The sequence below is a fragment of the Legionella sainthelensi genome (genome assembly GCF_900637685.1).
Lineage (GTDB): Bacteria > Pseudomonadota > Gammaproteobacteria > Legionellales > Legionellaceae > Legionella > Legionella sainthelensi.
The window spans coordinates 1488486-1506025 of the sequence record NZ_LR134388.1 but is presented as its reverse complement, the minus strand read 5'-3'; the positions used below and the strand labels follow the sequence as shown (position 1 = coordinate 1506025).

Sequence of the window (17540 nt, the reverse complement as noted above, 5' to 3'; positions counted from 1 at the left end):
GCAATAGAGTGTCTCTCCCAATAATAGAGAAATGTAGTTCTACTCTTTGCACCTAAGAGTACATTTTGAAAGTAGATTTTAAATATGGCTAAAAAATTATATATCAAAACTAACGGCTGTCAGATGAATGAATATGACTCATCTAAAATGGCAGAGGTTTTGTTGCAGTCACATGGTTTGGTCAAAACAGACCAAGTTGAAGATGCTGATGTGATCTTGCTTAACACATGCTCTATTCGGGAAAAAGCACAGGAAAAAGTTTTTTCTCAATTAGGACAATGGCGTGAATATAAAGCAAAAAATCCGCATGTTGTGATTGGCGTAGGTGGTTGTGTAGCAAGTCAAGAAGGTGCAGACATCATTAAAAGAGCACCTTTTGTTGATCTTGTTTTTGGACCTCAAACATTACATCGACTCCCTGAGTTACTCAATGAACGCATGGAAAAGAAAAAACCAGTCGTTGATATTAGCTTCCCAGAAATCGAAAAGTTTGATCATCTCCCTCCTCCCAGAGCTGAAGGACCAACAGCTTTTGTTTCCATCATGGAAGGTTGCAGCAAATATTGCAGCTTCTGTGTTGTCCCATACACTCGCGGCACTGAAATTAGCAGGCCTTTTGATGATGTACTTGCAGAATGTTATCAATTAGCCATGCAAGGGGTAAGAGAAATTAATTTATTGGGCCAAAATGTTAATGATTATCGCGGAACAATGGAAAATGGCGATATTGCTGACTTAGCACTTTTAATTCATTATCTTGCCGCCATAGAAGGTATAGGTAGAATTCGTTTTACAACATCACACCCTCTGGCTTTTTCAGACAACCTAATTAATGCATATGCAGAAGTTCCTGAGTTAGCGAACCATCTGCATTTACCAGTTCAAAGTGGTTCAGACCGTATTTTAGGTTTAATGAAGCGAGGATATACCGCTTTAGAATTTAAATCTAAAATTAGAAAGTTACGAAAAGTACGACCGGATATTCGTTTATCTACAGATATTATTGTTGGTTTCCCAGGCGAAACTGATAAAGATTTTCAAGATACTATGGATTTAGTCCACGAAATAGGTTTTGATACTTCATTTAGCTTCATTTATAGCCCAAGACCCGGTACTCCAGCTGCTAATTTGCCCGATGAGACACCTTTAGAAGTTAAAAAACAAAGGCTCCAAATTTTGCAAAATAGACTCTTGTTACAAGCTTCTCATTATAGCCAATCGATGGTAGGCACCCTACAGAAAATATTAGTTACTGGTTATTCTAAAAAAGACTCACAACAACTCTCTGGACGTACTGAGTGCAATCGAGTAGTCAATTTTGATGGCCCCGCACATTTGATTGGCCAATTCGTTGACACACAGATCAGTGATGCACTACCAAACTCATTACGAGGACGCCTCATTGCCGTTGAGACTGAAACGATTTAATGATAGAACATATTCAAAGACAATTAACCATCCCTCGCGAGTACCATAATCAACGCATAGATAGTGTACTCGCACATCTACTTCCGGATTATTCGCGCTCGCAAATCAGTAGCTGGATTAAAGCGGGCACAATCACGCTTAATCACCAATCGTGTAAACCTAAAGATAAAGTTGAGGATGGTGACTTAATCGAGATTAATGTTGATTTTAATAAAACAGACTCTCATTTAGATCATTGTGCCCCAGAAGAAATTCCTTTAAATATTATCTATGAAGATGAGGATGTTTTAGTACTCAACAAACCAGCAAATATGGTTGTACATCCTGGTGCAGGAAATAAAGAACATACATTAGTAAATGCGTTATTACATCATGCACCCTCACTCACTCATTTACCTCGAGCGGGAATTGTCCATCGACTCGATAAAGACACAACAGGTCTTTTAATTGTAGCTAAAACCTTAGCCGCACACACCTCGTTGATACGCCAAATGCAAGCACGGGAAATTAAACGTCATTACATTACTTTAGTGCAAGGCCATATTATTTCAGGCGGCATTATTGATACAGGTTTTGGACGTCACCCTAGAAATAGACTCAAAATGGCTGTACAAGAACATGGAAGGCAAGCCATAACTCATTATGCAGTTAAAAAGCAGTATCATGATTTTACTTTGTTGGATGTTAACCTCATGACTGGTCGAACACACCAAATCAGGGTTCATCTAGCATACATCCACCATCCTGTTATTGGTGATCCACTTTATGGGACACGCATGCGTTTTCCAACGCAAGCATCTGAACACTTACGCACCCTATTTCAAAACTTTAAAAGACAAGCACTGCACGCACGAACACTCTCATTTTATCATCCAAAAACAGAAAAAGAGTTGACGCTTATGGCCCCTATACCCGATGATTTTCAACTCCTTCTCAACACTTTAGACGAGCATTATGAAGACTAAATTAGCGAATTGGCTTGCCCCAAAAAATATCACAGCCTTGAGTACTACTCGGCTTTCAGGATTTAGCCAAGCACCTTATGAAAGCAACAATATGGGCTTAGGCATTGGGGATGATGATGTGCACGTGATGCAAAATAGACAACAACTGATCGAACGATTGCACTTGCCTGGTGAACCTCAATGGTTAAAGCAAACACATAGTACCCATTGTGTCATAGCCGAAGAAGATTCTAATAGAAATGCAGATGCATCAATAACTCGATCGAAAAACCACCCTCTAGTAATTCTTACTGCGGATTGTTTACCCATCATGCTATGTAACCGCCAAGGTACAGAGATTGCTGCAATTCATGCTGGATGGAAAGGATTGGCTTATGGTATTATTGAAAATACGCTGAATAAAATGAACAGCCTGGAATCGGAACTATTGGCCTGGATTGGACCATCCATTTGCCAACAATGCTATGAAGTAGGTGATGAAGTCTATCAAAAATTCATAACCACTTATCCTTTAAGTAAACAAGCGTTCAAGCCCGTGAAGGAAAAGTGGCTCGCTAATTTACCTTTAATTGCCGAAGTTGTTTTAAATGCTCAAAGAATTAAAACAGTATATCAATCAGGATTATGTACTTTTGAGTTAAAAAATGAGTTCTATTCCTACCGAAGAACCTCACAAACAGGTAGAATAGCTACCTTAATCTGGTTTAATGATCAACCTCAGGACTAAAATATGATAAAACGTATCAAATTATTTATAAGTACCCTGCTTCTTTTAACCGCCTCAGTTACCTATGCGGCTAATGAAGCTCCCTCAACTATACCGAGCCTTGCCCCAGTTTTAAAGAATATAATGCCGGCTATCGTAAATGTTGCGGTACAAGGTTATTTGCCTTCTGATGCCACCCCACCCGGAGCTTCATCCAGGAATGATGATGAAGCATTGAATACTCGTCGCCCCCATCAAGCTGTTCCGGAAAAGGGGCGTAAGTTCGAAAGCATTGGTTCTGGTGTTATTTTAGATGCCCAAAATGGGATCATTATCACGAACGATCATGTCATTCGTAATGCGACTCTCATCACAATAACCCTACAAGATGGCCGACGATTGAAAGCAAAATTGATTGGTAGTGATAGTGAAACTGATTTAGCTGTGTTAAAAATCAATGCTACAAATCTAAAATCTTTACCTATAGGTGATTCAGATCAATTACAAGTGGGTGATTTTGTGGTTGCTATCGGTAATCCTTTTGGTCTAAATAGTTTTGGTAATAGCCAGTCAGCAACATTTGGTATTGTAAGCGCTTTAAAACGCAGCGATTTGAATATTGAAGGCGTAGAAAACTTTATTCAAACTGATGCAGCAATTAACCCAGGCAATTCTGGTGGGGCATTAGTAAATACCAAAGGAGAATTAATAGGAATTAACACTGCAATTCTTTCACCTTATGGTGGTAATGTAGGTATAGGATTTGCCATTCCTGTTAATATGGCTAAAGATGTAGCACAACAAATAATTAAATTTGGTTCTATACACCGTGGATTAATGGGTATCTATGTCCAACATTTAACTCCAGAACTTGCCCACTCATTAGGTTATTCTGAAGATTTTCAAGGAGCATTGGTATCACAAGTCAATCCAAACTCGCCTGCTGAGCGAGCTGGTTTAAAGTCAGGTGATATAATTACGCAAATTAATAACACTAAAATCACCCAGGCAACTCAGGTAAAAACAACTATCAGCCTCTTACGTGTAGGTTCAAATGTTAAAATGATCGTTCAACGTGATGGAAAACCCATTACCCTGGATGCGGTTGTGACTGACATCAAATCTCATGAACAAAAACTCCAGTCTGAAAATCCATTCCTTTATGGATTAGCATTAAGAAATTTTGAGCAAGAAACCCCACCTCATGGTAATGTCATAGGTGTACAAGTTGTTGGTGCTTCAGAAACTAGTGCGGGATGGCGTGCTGGTCTAAGACCTGGGGATATTATTATTTCTGCAAATAAAGCCCCTGTAAAAGACGTAAAATCTCTGCAACAAATCGCACTGCAGAAAAAACAAGAGCTACTGGTTCAAATATTACGAGGACCTGGCGCAATGTATTTATTGATTATCTAATTTTTTCTATAGCCTGGGTCAAGAAGCACCCAGGCTCAAATTGCTTTATTAATTAGTGTCACACTCGACACCTACAATAAAAAATCTACCTTAACTCATTTTAAATAGCATTTTTGATCCGGTTAAAAATCAACCCATTCAAATCAAAAATTACCATTATTTCCTGAATTTAAACTCATATTAAATAAAAATATAAAAAATTACCTTAATAGACTTGACATACTCTCATTAAAGCGACAAAATCACGCGTCTTGTGGCTATGTAGCTCAGCCGGTTAGAGCGCGGCACTCATAATGCTGAGGTCGGTGGTTCGAGTCCACCCATAGCCACCATTAAAAGTCTGTAATTTCAAAAATTTCTAAAGATACAATATCCGAACAACATCAAAAAGGCTCATCCCCATTTCCGGGGGCACTAATCAAGAACACAAAACCTTAACCCTTAATCTGTAGTTTTCAAAATTTCTAAACCCATAAGCACGTCTTTGAATCAGCTTCATCTTGCGATGGAAACCTTCTGTAATGCCATTGTTTTTAGTAAACCGCCACATTCTAACCACTTCTTCCCGCCATTGATATAATGTTTTACCTAGAGTCTTTAGTGATTCGAAATGACTTTCCTTCAGACTGGTAACGAGTTTAAGAAAGAGAGGGATTAAACGCGTACACTGTTTTGCGGTACGATGTTTTCGCATGAGTAATCGATGTAATCGCTGTTTAAAGTAATATATTGCAGCAATGACAGGCTGTTGTTGCAAATAACGCTCTCGTCTATTGAGCCGCTTTACAGTGAGGTTATTAGGATTGGTTCTCAATGCGGCCAAGAGACCTCGCTGATATTTCATTTCAGGGTCAATCTGCTGATAAGTCTGTAAACAGAATTGGTTCAATAAACGAATCACATGAAAGCGATCGGCAACAATCATCGCATTGGGAAAGTAACGCCTGATTAACTTGCGGTAACTGGAGCTTAAGTCAATACAAACTACCTGTACCTTATCTTTTCCTTCTAACGTGTTGAGATAGCCTTCTAAATCCTTTTCTGAACGCCCCTCAACCACATCAAATATTTTGTGTTTGGCCAAGTCACAAAAGGTTGTGGCATAACCTACTTTCCTATTGAATGAATGCTCATCCAGACCAAGAACTCTTGGGCAAGAACGGTTTAATATCTTTTTATGACGAAGCTCATAGCCGTAATGATACCAGCGCTCTACAGTGGATTTACCCAGCTTTAAATCACGTGCTAAATCCTTTTGACTCACTCCTTTGCTATGGTAGTGAAACACCTGCTTTCGTAAACTCTCGCTGGCTCTTTGGTATTTACCAATCCCCGGGAAACGCTGATTAAAATAGCGACCACACGCAGGACAATAATACTTATGAGCCTTGATACACAAGTAACTGCGACGCAATCCAATCGACTCATGGCGGATTCGCCTTATGAAACTGTCTTTTTTACGTAACTTCTTATTGCCACAATGAACGCATCGAACAATACAACGATAAGTGACTTCGATATAAACCGGGTTCTCTCCACTTACCTTTTTAATAGAATATCCCGGTAAATTTAGGATACAATCTTTCTTAGGCATTTTAATCTTCCTTTTGACCGTCAAATCAAAAGCTTAGTCTAGACTAACTTGATTAAAATACCCCTTTATTTGGGGTAGAGCCCAAAAGATCATTTTATTAATCCAGTTCAATCTAACACGCCAATTATTATTTTTACCTATGGATAAGGGCAGTAAAGTTAGCACTCTACGAAGCTGAAAATCCTTACACTGCTCATTTATCATTCATCCACTTAAAACATCAGATGCATCCTGAGACGATAAAATACTGGGAATTTAAAATGCCTAATGAAGAGTTTATATGTCCGTATAAAAATAACTGTCACGCTTATACGACATCTTCTTTATAATAAAGGGTTCAGCACTTATGCTGAATTAAAATGTGAACTTCCATTAGCCCTTGCAAAGAAGCCTAATCAAAAAGATTTACCGTTAAATCTTTTTGATGTACGTTGCTAAACGTATGGTTTTTATTTCCCATTAAATTGAGACAAATAACTACTAAATAAGCATTTGGAACAAACTAGACTCTCATGAAGAGGAATAACCAAACATCTAGTCTATATGTAAAATATTGAAAATAAAAACATATCAAATTATTCAATACAAGATATCAATAAAATTAATTGGATTTACTCCTTATCATTTTGATTAATATATTCCAATTTGATTTTGGATGATATTTATGAGCCCCCCAGCAAACAAAAGCCAAAGCACTACATATCAAGACTGCGCATTCGAATCAGTAATACTGCGTATGAAACAAAGCGATTTAAAAGCAAATGCATCTAGAGCAACTTACATTTCCTACAGCAACCAGTTGAAAGGCAAAAACATTGGTAATATTACCGCTTTATTAACTGAGATGCTGAATAATCATATGTTTCCTAATACGGTGATTTTGAATCAACTCATTAAACGTTTGGCTCAATTGCATCAACATCAATTCTCTCTGGATGTGCATCAAATCGCAGTGACCAGAGGCTTGGCTGATGCCATTACCTACGCCAGCACCCTGGATGCAATTGCCAAGAGCGCTCAGCCTGATACACAGCTTGCGGTGAGGCTGCTTGAGGAAGCCAAGAAAGCAGGCTTGGCTGATGCCATTACCTACGTCAGCACCCTGGATGCAATTGCCAAGAGCACGCAGCCTGATGCACAGCTTGCGGTAAAGCTGCTTGAGGAAGCCAAGAAAGCAGGTTTGGCCAATGCCATTACCTACGCCAGAACCCTGGGTGCACTTGCCAAGAGCGTGCAGCCTGATGCACAGCTTGCGGTGAAGCTGCTTGAAGAAGCCAAGAAAGCAGGCTTGGCTGATGCCATTACCTACGCCAGCACCCTGGATGCACTTTCCAAGAGCGCTCAGCCTGATACACAGCTTGCGGTGAGGCTGCTTGAGGAAGCCAAGAAAGCAGGCTTGGCTGATGCCATTACCTACAAGAGCACCCTGGATGTACTTGCCAAGAGTGCGCAGCCTGATGCGCAGCTTGCAGAAGGATTGATTGATGAGGCAATAAAGCACTTTAAACTGCGTGATATGAGGAATGGAATGATACTAGACTTGCATGGCCTGTCTTTTGGCATGGTTTATTTTGGACTCAAAAGACGTGTGAAGCAGGAAATGGATGCAAACCATTTTATTTCAAGGCTTACTTTAATCTATGGAAAAGGGATACATAGTAGTTCAAGAGAAGAGATTCATCCAGTCAAATGCGCGGTATGGCGTGTGGTCAGTGAACTATCAGGACAAGGGATTTCTGGTCAAGAAAACAAAAGCAATTCAGGAGTATTTGAGTTGTCCCTTCGGCCTGTTAGCAGCCAACCCAACGCGTCAAACTCACATCGCCTGTTTGCCAGTAAACTCAATCCAAATGCAAAGCCTTTTACACTGACGCCTAATCAAAACTTACAGAGAGGGGACCGACAACTTGGCTTTAAGGTAAACTGAATTGAAAAGAACTCAAAAAATATCGTTTTTATTAAATCATCAAGCAGATTTAGAAATGAATTTTCTCCACATATTCTGCTTTAAATTGAGTTGATTTGAGTTCAATTCAAGCCAGGGATTGTCATTTTTTGAGCTAAAACAAGAGACTTATAAAAATCCCTGGCCCATATCTTTCAGAATATGATGTAAAATTGGACAAGTCTCGCATTAGCTCCTGCCTGGATGTTGAATCATCGATCATTAGGTTATCTAAAGAAAATTTAACACCAGGAGATAAAATAAAGCGAACCAGATGTATCAAAATTTTAGATTAAATTGGGGAAATAATAAAAGCCCAGCATCTAAAGATGCTTATTAGCAATATATTGGGTAGTAAAAAATCAAACCAAAGATACATGATTAGTTAGTATGTTGCGTCACATCAGATGTTTCAAAATTTAAACATAGGAGAAAATCTCATTTTACGCCATATCCTTACTATTGATTTCTATCCCATGACAATGCAATTAACATTGCACTAATATCGATTAAATGGAGGCAACAAAGAGCAGCTAAAAGAGGTATTACCTTATTAATTTAACCCATTTCTTCTGTCAGAATTGTCAACGGTTTAAGTGGATATAGAGACATCCTTGATTTAGATAATCGCGTCCATTACAAATATAAACAACTAGTGCTGTAAGCATGGAAAATCCCTGTTCAGACTTGATTAGATATAGCCGAATTAATCATATTGTGTGTCAGTAGGATAAGTAATGAGTTCATACAAACGTTCTAATTGCTTTTGTGTAACCCTATGGACAGATAGCTCTGGAAGCTGATGGAGAGGGAAATAATTCAAATCAAGAATCTCATTGTTAGGCGTAAAGTGTCCGGATAAAATTTGGGCGTAAAAAAATAATTTATAAGTATGTGGCCATTGAGGTGGATGATCATGTTTTAATTTGTCCCAAACAGCCAGCAGTTTTTTAATTTTAACATCATAGCCCGCCTCTTCACGGACTTCTCGAATAATAGCTTCTGAAGGAGATTCACACACATCGCTCCAACCTCCTGGCAAGGACCAAAGTCCATCTGTTCTTTCTTTGACTAGTAATATCTTCTCATCCTGGAGAATAACTGCCCGAACATCTACTTTTGGCGTAGGGTAGCCTTTTTCTATTTGAAAATGCTCTTGGATAGCATTTATCGATTGTGAGGAACAGTAAGCTGCCATTTGTGCCACAATTTGTTCAATTCGCTGAAATCGTTCGATGTCGTAGCTATTCTTCGAATAGGTTAGGCCCGCTTGGCAAAGTCCTTGCAGCTCAGTTATCCATTTGAACCAATACTGTTTGTCCATTATCACATTCATTGATAAAATTTATAAAATCATGAAGTACATGATGCTTTATAGATAAGATACAATATTTTTTCTATTGATTCCAATTGATTACTTCCACTCACTCTTTGATCTACGGTACAAGTATGTATTAAAGTCCTTATCATTTGATTATAAAATTAGTTCAGCTGCCTACAATATCAATGCCTCTTAAAACTATTCTATACTTTCATAAATAACGCAATTTTCATTATTCAGGAGATCTCAATGAAGATAGCTTCAATAAGTTTATTCAGCAGATTTAAAATAGATTTTTGTCTCCTTATTGTTTTATCTTTTTTTTCACTCAATACCGCTTTTGCTGAACCAGAAAATAATTCCTGTGCTTATGCCTGCATGGATTGGACTTTAGGCAGCACGCAAATGGAACAAGCGGAACAAAACTTTAAAAATAAGACAGGGCAAGATGTGCATTTTGGTGTCGGAACATTTATGGGAGAAGGCGATCAAGTTGGCACAGATAAGCATTTAGGGAGTTGCTTTCGGTTAGTATTTACAGATGGCCAAAAGGACATCATAGCACAAGTAGTAAATACAGGATATGACATGAATAATCCCAATCAATTTGATTTACAAATGGGGGCTGGTGGCATGGGCGCATTCAATGCTTGCGCAGGAGATCCCAATATTAGCATGTATTCTGGAAATAAATTTGCATGGGGTCTTGTATACGGTGGCATTCAAAATGAAATTGATTGCAGCAATTTACCGGAATATCCAACAGTAATAAATAGCAATGGTCAAACGAATAATCTTCAAATGCTGTGTAAATATGGCTTTGACAATAAATATAGAGGCGATAACGGTTTAAATTATAAATTTAAATATGTACCAGAGCGAGTAAAATGCCCTGATGAACTCACTCAACTCACAGGATTTAAACGTAAAGATGATCCATCTAGTTATGAATTATCGCTTTTTAAACCCTGTAACCTTGGAGATAAATACTCCATCTCTTGTGCAATGACTCGTATGATGGATTGTGCGAAACCCACAGCATCATGGACTGATCACGTTAAAGATTTAGCTGTTTCAGGACCACTACCGGCTTGCCAAAGAGATGGTTATACGCGACAGAATAACGTAAATGCTCCTTCAGCTGCCTCACCTCAGTGTACTTCAGGACCACCACAGAGTTCTTATTGTAAAGATCATAAAGGTTCAGATGTCGGTTTTTGTAGTTGGGATGGAGGAAACTCTACTGGTGGTGACTACTGCAATATTGATAGGTCTCATTGTTTAAGTTGTGGTGGTGGCAGTTGGTGTACTTGTAATACGGGGCAACTTAGTGGTTGCACTAATTCCTAGAAGAATTTTAAGCTGCCATGTGAAATTTGCTTTTTCTTTAAAGATAGTGCATCGTTTATTAATGCTCATAAGCCAGTAAAAGAAAGGATATCAAATGCCAACACAAGAGTGGCCAGCTCATGATTATGCAATTGGCTCCTATATTCAAGCAAGTATAGCGAGTAACTATTTAAAATATTTAGATATAAAACCAACGGATTATGTTCTAGATATTGGATGTGGTAATGGATCGTTTAGTCGCAAGATTTTGAATAAATTTCCTCAAAACCACTTTTTAGGTATAGATGCTTCGGAAAATATGTTGGCATTAGCACGAGAAGAATTAGCTGATTATCCTAATGCTAAACTGCAACATGCCGATGCATTAACTCTGCCATTTACCAATGAATTTAATTATGTTGTCTCCTTTTGGTGTTTACAATGGTGTGCCTTCGCCATAGAAAAAGCATTTCTAAATATCTATAGAGCATTAAAAACGAACGGAAAAGTATTCACACTCTTTCCTGCTGGCGATGACCCCTTTATTCTCAGCTATTATCTAGTAAAAGAGTCGAACCAATTTTCTTGTCTCAATGAATTTAAACCACCCGTGGAGTATAGCCACTTTCAAAACTTAGAAGAAAAAATACACGCGCTCCCTTTTAAACACATTAAACTTGAACGACTAAAACATCAAATCCGTTTACCTAATCTGGATATTTTTCGCAAATTTGTAAATGGTATTGCCTTTTTTCAAGGCCAAGCCCCTAATGAACAAATACCCCTTATTAATGAGTCTTTAGTGAAAGTTTATGAACAAGAATGCCAAGAAAAATTCGCCGGTGAGTATTGGTTTATTTTTACTGTTTATTTAGTACAAGGTGAAAAATAATAACTCTAGGTAGTGTAAGCCTGTGTAACAAGTTTCAATATTACAGGCTTGTATTTATAAAACACCTGGAAAATTAAATTATAATTAATTTCAAAATCAGTTCTTGGTATTGAGAAACTCTTGAATATTTTTTAATGTCAATAGCCCTTTTGTTCTAAGTGCTTCCTGAGTATTAAAACCTATATGTGGAGTAGCTATCAGATTAGGAGCATCAAAAAGACTACAATCAGTGGGAATTGGTGGCTCCATATCAAACACATCTATCGCTGCACCAGCAATTAATTTTTGTTCTAATGCTTGTTTGAGATCACTACTTACAATAATAGGACCTCTGGCACAATTAATTAAATAGGCAGTTTTTTTCATTTTAGATAAAAGTTTTAAATCAACCATTCCGCGGGTGTCATTAACTAGAGGAACATGTAACGTAATAAAATCCGATTGTGAGAATAAGTCGTCTAAAGTGAATTGTGAATTTTTACCATAAGCCATAATTTTCATTTGAAATGCTTGCGCGAGCTTTTTAACTTCTGAACCAATCGCTCCTACGCCTACAATACCTAATGTTTTATTTTTTAATTCAATCCCTGTGTTTGTCGTCGCTTGTTGTCTCACCTTCTGGTTATTTCCTGGAATATCGCGGGCTAAAGAGATCATGAACCCAAACACAAGTTCTGCTACTGCGGTATTTGCATATCCAGCAGCATTTTTCACTAAAATGTGTCTTTTATTTGCAGCATCCATATCAATATGATCAATTCCTGCAAATGCAACTGCAATAAACTTCAATTCTGTTGCTGCATGAATCACGGCAGCAGACAAAGTGCGATTGGTAAGTGAAATAATATGAGCATCTTTGATATGCTCGATTAATTGCTCATCAGACCAATTGCGACTATCACACTCCATAACCATGTAATTTGCTAGCTCAGAATGAATTTCTTCGCTAGTGATACCTATTGGTTCAATAATCGCTATTTTCATTTTTAATCCTTTAAAAATCGGCATATTTAAATATATGCTGTCTCTAAATTTTAAGATACATCCATTAAATCAATTACCTGATTTAACCGGCCCCAAATTTCATCCATCCAATCTAAATGTTCCGATTTCATCAAGCAAGAGCGTAAAAGTGTGACAAACTCATCATCCCATATCAAGTCTGACCAGTGCGATTCTAATATTGATTTTGGCAACTTAATTAATGCTAAATGTAAATCTGATTGTGCCGATAATTTAAAAAATTGTTGACTAAGCTCTGATATCGCTTTTACATTCGATGCTTTAGGGGCCCATACAACGATATCTAACTCAGGAGGCATTGCCACTAGAAACTGGGGATGATGCGCAAGATTATGATACAGCATCGATGCCGCTTGTCTTGATTTTTCCAAGTCCATAGCAAATTGAGCATTCCGTATTAAAGGTAAAAACTGATGTGTTGCCCATAATGCGACTGCAGAAGCGCCGGGTCTTGAGCACTCTAAACTGATCTCACCAAGATGCAGATCAGCGGAGCTAAAATAAGTATAAGGAGAATCATGTTTATAAAACCGCCCTATTGATGTATCTTTAAATAAAACGCACCCACATCCATAAGGTTGCAGCCCATGCTTATGAGGATCGACCACTAAAGAATCTACCTCAATCAGATGACTAAAATGCTCCATTGCTGAAACTGATAAATTACTGCATAAAGTAAAATAACCACCATAAGCACAATCAGCATGAATTCGAAAAGAATAAGTCGACTTGAGCTTCAAAATTTCAGTAAGCGGATCAAGCGCACCAATGCCAGTAGTGCCCAAAGTCACAACTACTGCTCCTACATCTCCGACTTTCAATTTGTTTTCAAGATCTACTAAATCCATTTGTCCTTTATCATTAACATCGACCACCTCAAAAGGAATTCCTAAAACAGAACAAAGACGCTGATGTGTATAATGTGCCTGCGATGAAGCTAGAATTTTTTTACCTGGATTAAGTTTGCTGGCAATCCATAATGCTTCCAAATTTGCCATTGTTCCACCACTACAGAGATGGCCTAAATGTGTTTCCCAGCCAAACATCTGGGCAATGTGAGCAACAGCTTGCTTTTCCATGTGTGAACTGGCCCTCCCCCATCCATCGCATGATTATTAGGGTTCATCCATAGTGCAAGGGTATAGGCTAAACGGGCAATTGGATGTGGCGGTTTAAGCATTTGCCCCACATAGAGAGGATGAGGATAAGGAAGATTATCGCGCATTTTTTCAGCTACTGTAAGTAACACATCCCGTATCGATTCTATATCTACTTCTTGCATATAAGGAGGTAGATGATCAAATCCAGACTCCAGGCAATTAAGAATTTCAGGTATTAAAGATAATGAATTTTTTTCTAACATGAAGCATCCTTTGCAAGTGGTTATATCAGAGGCTGCTCCGCAGCCCCTAATCAAATCCTATCACATCCAAGTATTCATGCTTGAATTGTACATAGAAAAAGATTTACTTCTTTTATGTAGTGATTAATTAGCAACATCAATACAAGAGTGAAATCGTTCATTAGTGCTCTGGTCTCTTCCCCATTCTGCGTAAATGACATGATGGCCGGTACGCTCTGGAACATTGCAGGTCATATGAAATTTATTATTGGCCTTATCTGCCCAAATAGTATTCTTATCTTGAGATGGATTTTTATCATCCCATCCATATTCACAGAAAGGTTCTGTTTCAAAATCGCTCCATTTGAGAGGTTCATTTTTATTAAATTGATAGTCGGATTTAGTAATCCAATAGCGAAAATGCTCCGTGTCACTGAAGTGAGGGCCATACGAAACATCCCATACAAACTCTTGAGCATTGTTCATTCCCTTATTGGTCGGCCAATCAATCGCAGCATCCCAAGGAGAGGCTTTTCCTTTAAATGTTTCACTATCAAAACCACAAACATGTTGTGGTAAATTAGCATTTTGATAATAACCTCGAGTATGACTTAATACACTCATAAATTGGTAGACTTCATTGTTGTAGCTCCCATCTTCCTTTGTCAAAATAGGGCGACATTCTTCATACGGGAGTTTATTGCCTGGTTCGATATGATGTGGTTGAGTTGTTTTACCACAGAAATATTCTCGCGACATTGGTTTTTCTATTAAGCCATGGCTGTGTGCTGACAGTTGAAATAACATTAAAAAGCCACCGATAAATAACAAATCATACCGAGTAATAAACATACTAAAACCTCAATAATTAATTACAACGGTTTAATTTAGCACAAAAATGAACAATATGCAGTTTTCTTTTAAAATTTTTAAAAATTTCTCGCATCATTTTTAAATTTTCAAGTGTGATCTTACATGCTGAGCAATCATCAACTCTTCATTTGTCGGTATCACACCAACTAAAACAGTGCTGTCTTTTTCACTAATAATTGTTGCATTATTGATGTTCGCTTCATCATCAATTTTAACGCCTAACCAACTTAATTGCTCACTGATTTTTTCCGTATCAATGGAGCATGTTCGCCAATTCCTGCAGTAAATACAAGCACATCACAACCACCAAGAGCCACTAATAATGAGCCTGTTTCCAGAGCTGCACGATAACAAAATAAATCAATTGCCTCTAATACTCGTTCGTCATCTAGATGTTTTAATAATTCGCGTACATTATTACTCAATTCCGATACACCAATTAAACCTGACGCATTGTAGAGCAACTGAGTTACTCGCTCCGTTGAATACTTTTTTTGCTCTAGTAAATATAAAAGCACTCCAGGATCAATACGTCCACATCGAGTGCCCATCATCAATCCATCCAATGCGGTAAATCCCATTGATGTAGCGACACTTTTTCTCTGGTACATAGCACACATGCTTGCACCATTACCTAAATGAGCCATCATGACACGTTTATTTCCTATTTCACCAATATAATCGGTGATTACTGATGCGATGTATTCATAAGATAATCCATGAAATCCATAGCGTATGATCCCCTCATCGCTTAGCGATCTTGGTAGTGCAAAAAGAGTAGCTACCCTCTTTTGAGTCCGATGAAAAGTAGTATCGAAACAGGAAATCTGTGCTAAGTCTGGATATAACTGACTAATAATTTTAATTGCCTCCAAATTATGGGGCTGATGTAAAGGAGCCAGCGGTATTAAACTTGCAATTTTTTGCATTACCTCATCAGTAATCAACGTAGGATTGGAAAAAAATGTTCCTCCATGTACGACTCGGTGCCCTACTGCCGTGAGCGTAATGGAATCAGATAAATCATCTAACCAGTTAAAAAGTATCTTTAAACCTGCTTCGTGCCCTTGTGTAGTAATTACTTGATTGAGTACCTGAGCTTGGCTTGCATTAAAAATATTAATTTGAGGTGACTCATAAAGATCTTGAATTTGGCCATGGTAATACAAATTCAAACCCTGCTTATCACAAGCAAAAAGCGAAAATTTAATACTTGATGAACCCGAATTAATCACCAGAATAAACTTATTCATTGATAAGGTCCTGATTTCGTGCATAGATTAAAGCCATAGCACAAGAAGCTATACGAGACCCCCCATCACTGCTGCGACTCGTCAAAATGATAGGCACTCGTGCTCCAATTACAATACCTGCAGCCTCAATACCCGACATAAAAGTCATTTGTTTGTACAGCATATTGCCCGCTTCTAGATCGGGTACAACAAGAATATCCGCATCACCTGCAACCTGAGAATAAATTCCTTTTTCTCGAGCTGATTCAATGGAGATTGCATTGTCAAATGCAAGCGGTCCATCCACAATTCCTCCAGTAATTTGGCCTCGCTCTGCCATTTTACATAATGCGGTGGCATCCAAAGTAGATGGAATTTTCTCATTGACTGTCTCTACCGCCGATAGAATTGCTACTTTGGGCTGTCCCAGACCTAATCTACGAAATAAATCAATCGCATTTTGCACTATGTCCTTTTTGGCTTGTAAATTGGGTTGTATATTTATCGCGGCATCAGTAAGAAACAATGGTTTAAAATAGTTCGGCGTTTCCAAAGAAAACACATGGCTCATTCGTCGCCCCGTACGTAAGCCATTTTCTTTATCCACTATAGGAGTCATCAATTCATCCGTATGAATTTTTCCCTTCATAATCGCTTCTGCTTTACCTTCTTTAATCATTTGAACAGCAACCTCCGCTGCTTCATGACTGTGTTTTGTTGGTACTATTTCATAGGAAGAAAGATTAATATTGGCCTCTTTTGCCGCACTTTGGATTTTTTCGGCGGGACCAATAAGTATGGGGACTATTAAATGTTCTTCTGCAGCATCAATTGCGCCTCGAAGTGAAAGCGCATCTACTGGATGCACCACGGCTGTTTTAAGAGGAGCGTAATTTTTTTTCATTTTAATCAGTTGCCTATACCATGAGTCCTTAGCCTCTTGAAAAATTACCTTAGGCAATTCAACACATTTTCTTTTCACTTTTTGTGTTGGTGCAATTACCGTTGCAATCCCGGATATGACTGTTTGTCCCTGTTGATTAATACATTTACAGTCCAAATTGATACGATGATTTTCAGCTATTTTTTCCAACACAGTCACAGTAATCGTCACCGTATCTCCCGGAACTACCGGCGCAGTAAATTTAAGTGTTTGATCCAAATAAATTGTTCCTGGTCCAGGTAATTCAGTTCCCAATACTGTAGATATTAGCGATGCGCCCCACATCCCTTGAGCAATAATTTTATGAAATTGAGTATCTTTCGCGTATTCTGCATCCACATGAGCAGGATTAACATCACCTGACATAATTGAAAACAGCTCAATATCCTTTTCAGTAAGTGTTCGTTTTAAACTGGCGAAATCTCCAATTTTAAGTTCATCGAACGTACGATTTTCTATATATCCCATGATGAAGCGCTCCTAATTCAATAAAACATGCTCGATTGATTGTACTAGTATAACAATTTTAAA

At 38.1% G+C, this 17540-nt stretch carries 14 protein-coding genes, 1 tRNA gene and 1 pseudogene; 8 read left to right on the top strand and 8 right to left on the bottom strand.

The window, feature by feature from the left end; translation table 11 throughout:
• Positions 1–84 precede the first annotated feature (84 nt).
• The 5 genes from miaB to EL220_RS06715 all read left to right on the top strand — a co-directional run bounded on the left by miaB (position 85) and on the right by EL220_RS06715 (position 4847).
• On the top strand, positions 85–1428 hold the full coding sequence (gene miaB / locus EL220_RS06735) for a tRNA (N6-isopentenyl adenosine(37)-C2)-methylthiotransferase MiaB (RefSeq protein WP_027270200.1): 1344 nt from the start codon (positions 85–87) through the stop codon (positions 1426–1428).
• Complete coding sequence (gene rluD, locus EL220_RS06730) at positions 1428–2393, top strand: 23S rRNA pseudouridine(1911/1915/1917) synthase RluD (protein WP_027270201.1); 966 nt, start codon at positions 1428–1430, stop codon at positions 2391–2393. The genes miaB and rluD overlap by 1 nt, the downstream gene beginning before the upstream one ends.
• Positions 2383–3120, top strand: coding sequence for a peptidoglycan editing factor PgeF (gene pgeF, locus EL220_RS06725; RefSeq protein WP_027270202.1), 738 nt, complete (start codon positions 2383–2385; stop codon positions 3118–3120). Before rluD ends, pgeF begins: the two co-directional genes overlap by 11 nt.
• Before the next feature lie 3 nt (positions 3121–3123).
• On the top strand, positions 3124–4515 hold the full coding sequence (locus EL220_RS06720) for a Do family serine endopeptidase (protein WP_027270203.1): 1392 nt from the start codon (positions 3124–3126) through the stop codon (positions 4513–4515).
• A gap of 255 nt (positions 4516–4770) precedes the next feature.
• A tRNA-Met gene (locus EL220_RS06715) sits at positions 4771–4847 on the top strand.
• Positions 4848–4933: 86 nt separating this feature from the next.
• Here EL220_RS06715 and EL220_RS06710 read toward each other — a convergent pair.
• Positions 4934–6109: an ISL3 family transposase gene (locus EL220_RS06710; protein ID WP_128130819.1), complete on the bottom strand. Its 1176-nt coding sequence runs from the start codon at positions 6107–6109 to the stop codon at positions 4934–4936.
• Positions 6110–6773: 664 nt separating this feature from the next.
• Between EL220_RS06710 and EL220_RS18755 the strand changes: the two genes are divergently transcribed.
• Positions 6774–8036, top strand: a complete 1263-nt coding sequence (locus EL220_RS18755) for a hypothetical protein (RefSeq protein WP_232002677.1) — start codon at positions 6774–6776, stop codon at positions 8034–8036.
• A gap of 724 nt (positions 8037–8760) precedes the next feature.
• Here EL220_RS18755 and EL220_RS06695 read toward each other — a convergent pair.
• Positions 8761–9378, bottom strand: a complete 618-nt coding sequence (locus EL220_RS06695; RefSeq protein WP_027271087.1) for an NUDIX hydrolase — start codon at positions 9376–9378, stop codon at positions 8761–8763.
• Between the two features lie 246 nt (positions 9379–9624).
• On the opposite strand from EL220_RS06695, the gene EL220_RS06690 reads away from it, so the two are divergent.
• The gene (locus EL220_RS06690; RefSeq protein WP_027271088.1) at positions 9625–10725 is read left to right on the top strand and encodes an endoglucanase; all 1101 of its coding nucleotides are present in this window, start codon (positions 9625–9627) and stop codon (positions 10723–10725) included.
• Positions 10726–10819: 94 nt separating this feature from the next.
• Positions 10820–11596, top strand: a complete 777-nt coding sequence (locus EL220_RS06685; protein ID WP_027271089.1) for a class I SAM-dependent methyltransferase — start codon at positions 10820–10822, stop codon at positions 11594–11596.
• 96 nt (positions 11597–11692) lie between these two features.
• Here EL220_RS06685 and EL220_RS06680 read toward each other — a convergent pair whose 3' ends face one another.
• From EL220_RS06680 to EL220_RS06660, 6 genes and pseudogenes are all read right to left on the bottom strand, one after another.
• Positions 11693–12580 carry an NAD(P)-dependent oxidoreductase gene (locus tag EL220_RS06680; RefSeq protein WP_027271090.1) on the bottom strand — a complete coding sequence of 296 codons (888 nt, stop codon included), beginning with the start codon at positions 12578–12580 and terminating at the stop codon, positions 11693–11695.
• A gap of 50 nt (positions 12581–12630) precedes the next feature.
• Positions 12631–13698: a pyridoxal phosphate-dependent decarboxylase family protein gene (locus EL220_RS06675; protein WP_232002676.1), complete on the bottom strand. Its 1068-nt coding sequence runs from the start codon at positions 13696–13698 to the stop codon at positions 12631–12633.
• Positions 13641–13982 (bottom strand): type 2 periplasmic-binding domain-containing protein, encoded by a 342-nt coding sequence (locus tag EL220_RS18750; RefSeq protein ID WP_232002675.1) that lies wholly within the window; start codon positions 13980–13982, stop codon positions 13641–13643. Before EL220_RS18750 ends, EL220_RS06675 begins: the two co-directional genes overlap by 58 nt.
• Positions 13983–14105: 123 nt before the next feature.
• Positions 14106–14813, bottom strand: a complete 708-nt coding sequence (locus EL220_RS06670; protein WP_027271092.1) for a lytic polysaccharide monooxygenase auxiliary activity family 9 protein — start codon at positions 14811–14813, stop codon at positions 14106–14108.
• Positions 14814–14912: 99 nt separating this feature from the next.
• Positions 14913–16087: pseudogene (locus tag EL220_RS06665) on the bottom strand (acetate/propionate family kinase).
• Positions 16080–17477: a bifunctional enoyl-CoA hydratase/phosphate acetyltransferase gene (locus EL220_RS06660; protein ID WP_027271094.1), complete on the bottom strand. Its 1398-nt coding sequence runs from the start codon at positions 17475–17477 to the stop codon at positions 16080–16082. The pseudogene EL220_RS06665 and the gene EL220_RS06660 overlap by 8 nt, the downstream one beginning before the upstream one ends.
• Positions 17478–17540: the final 63 nt, after the last annotated feature.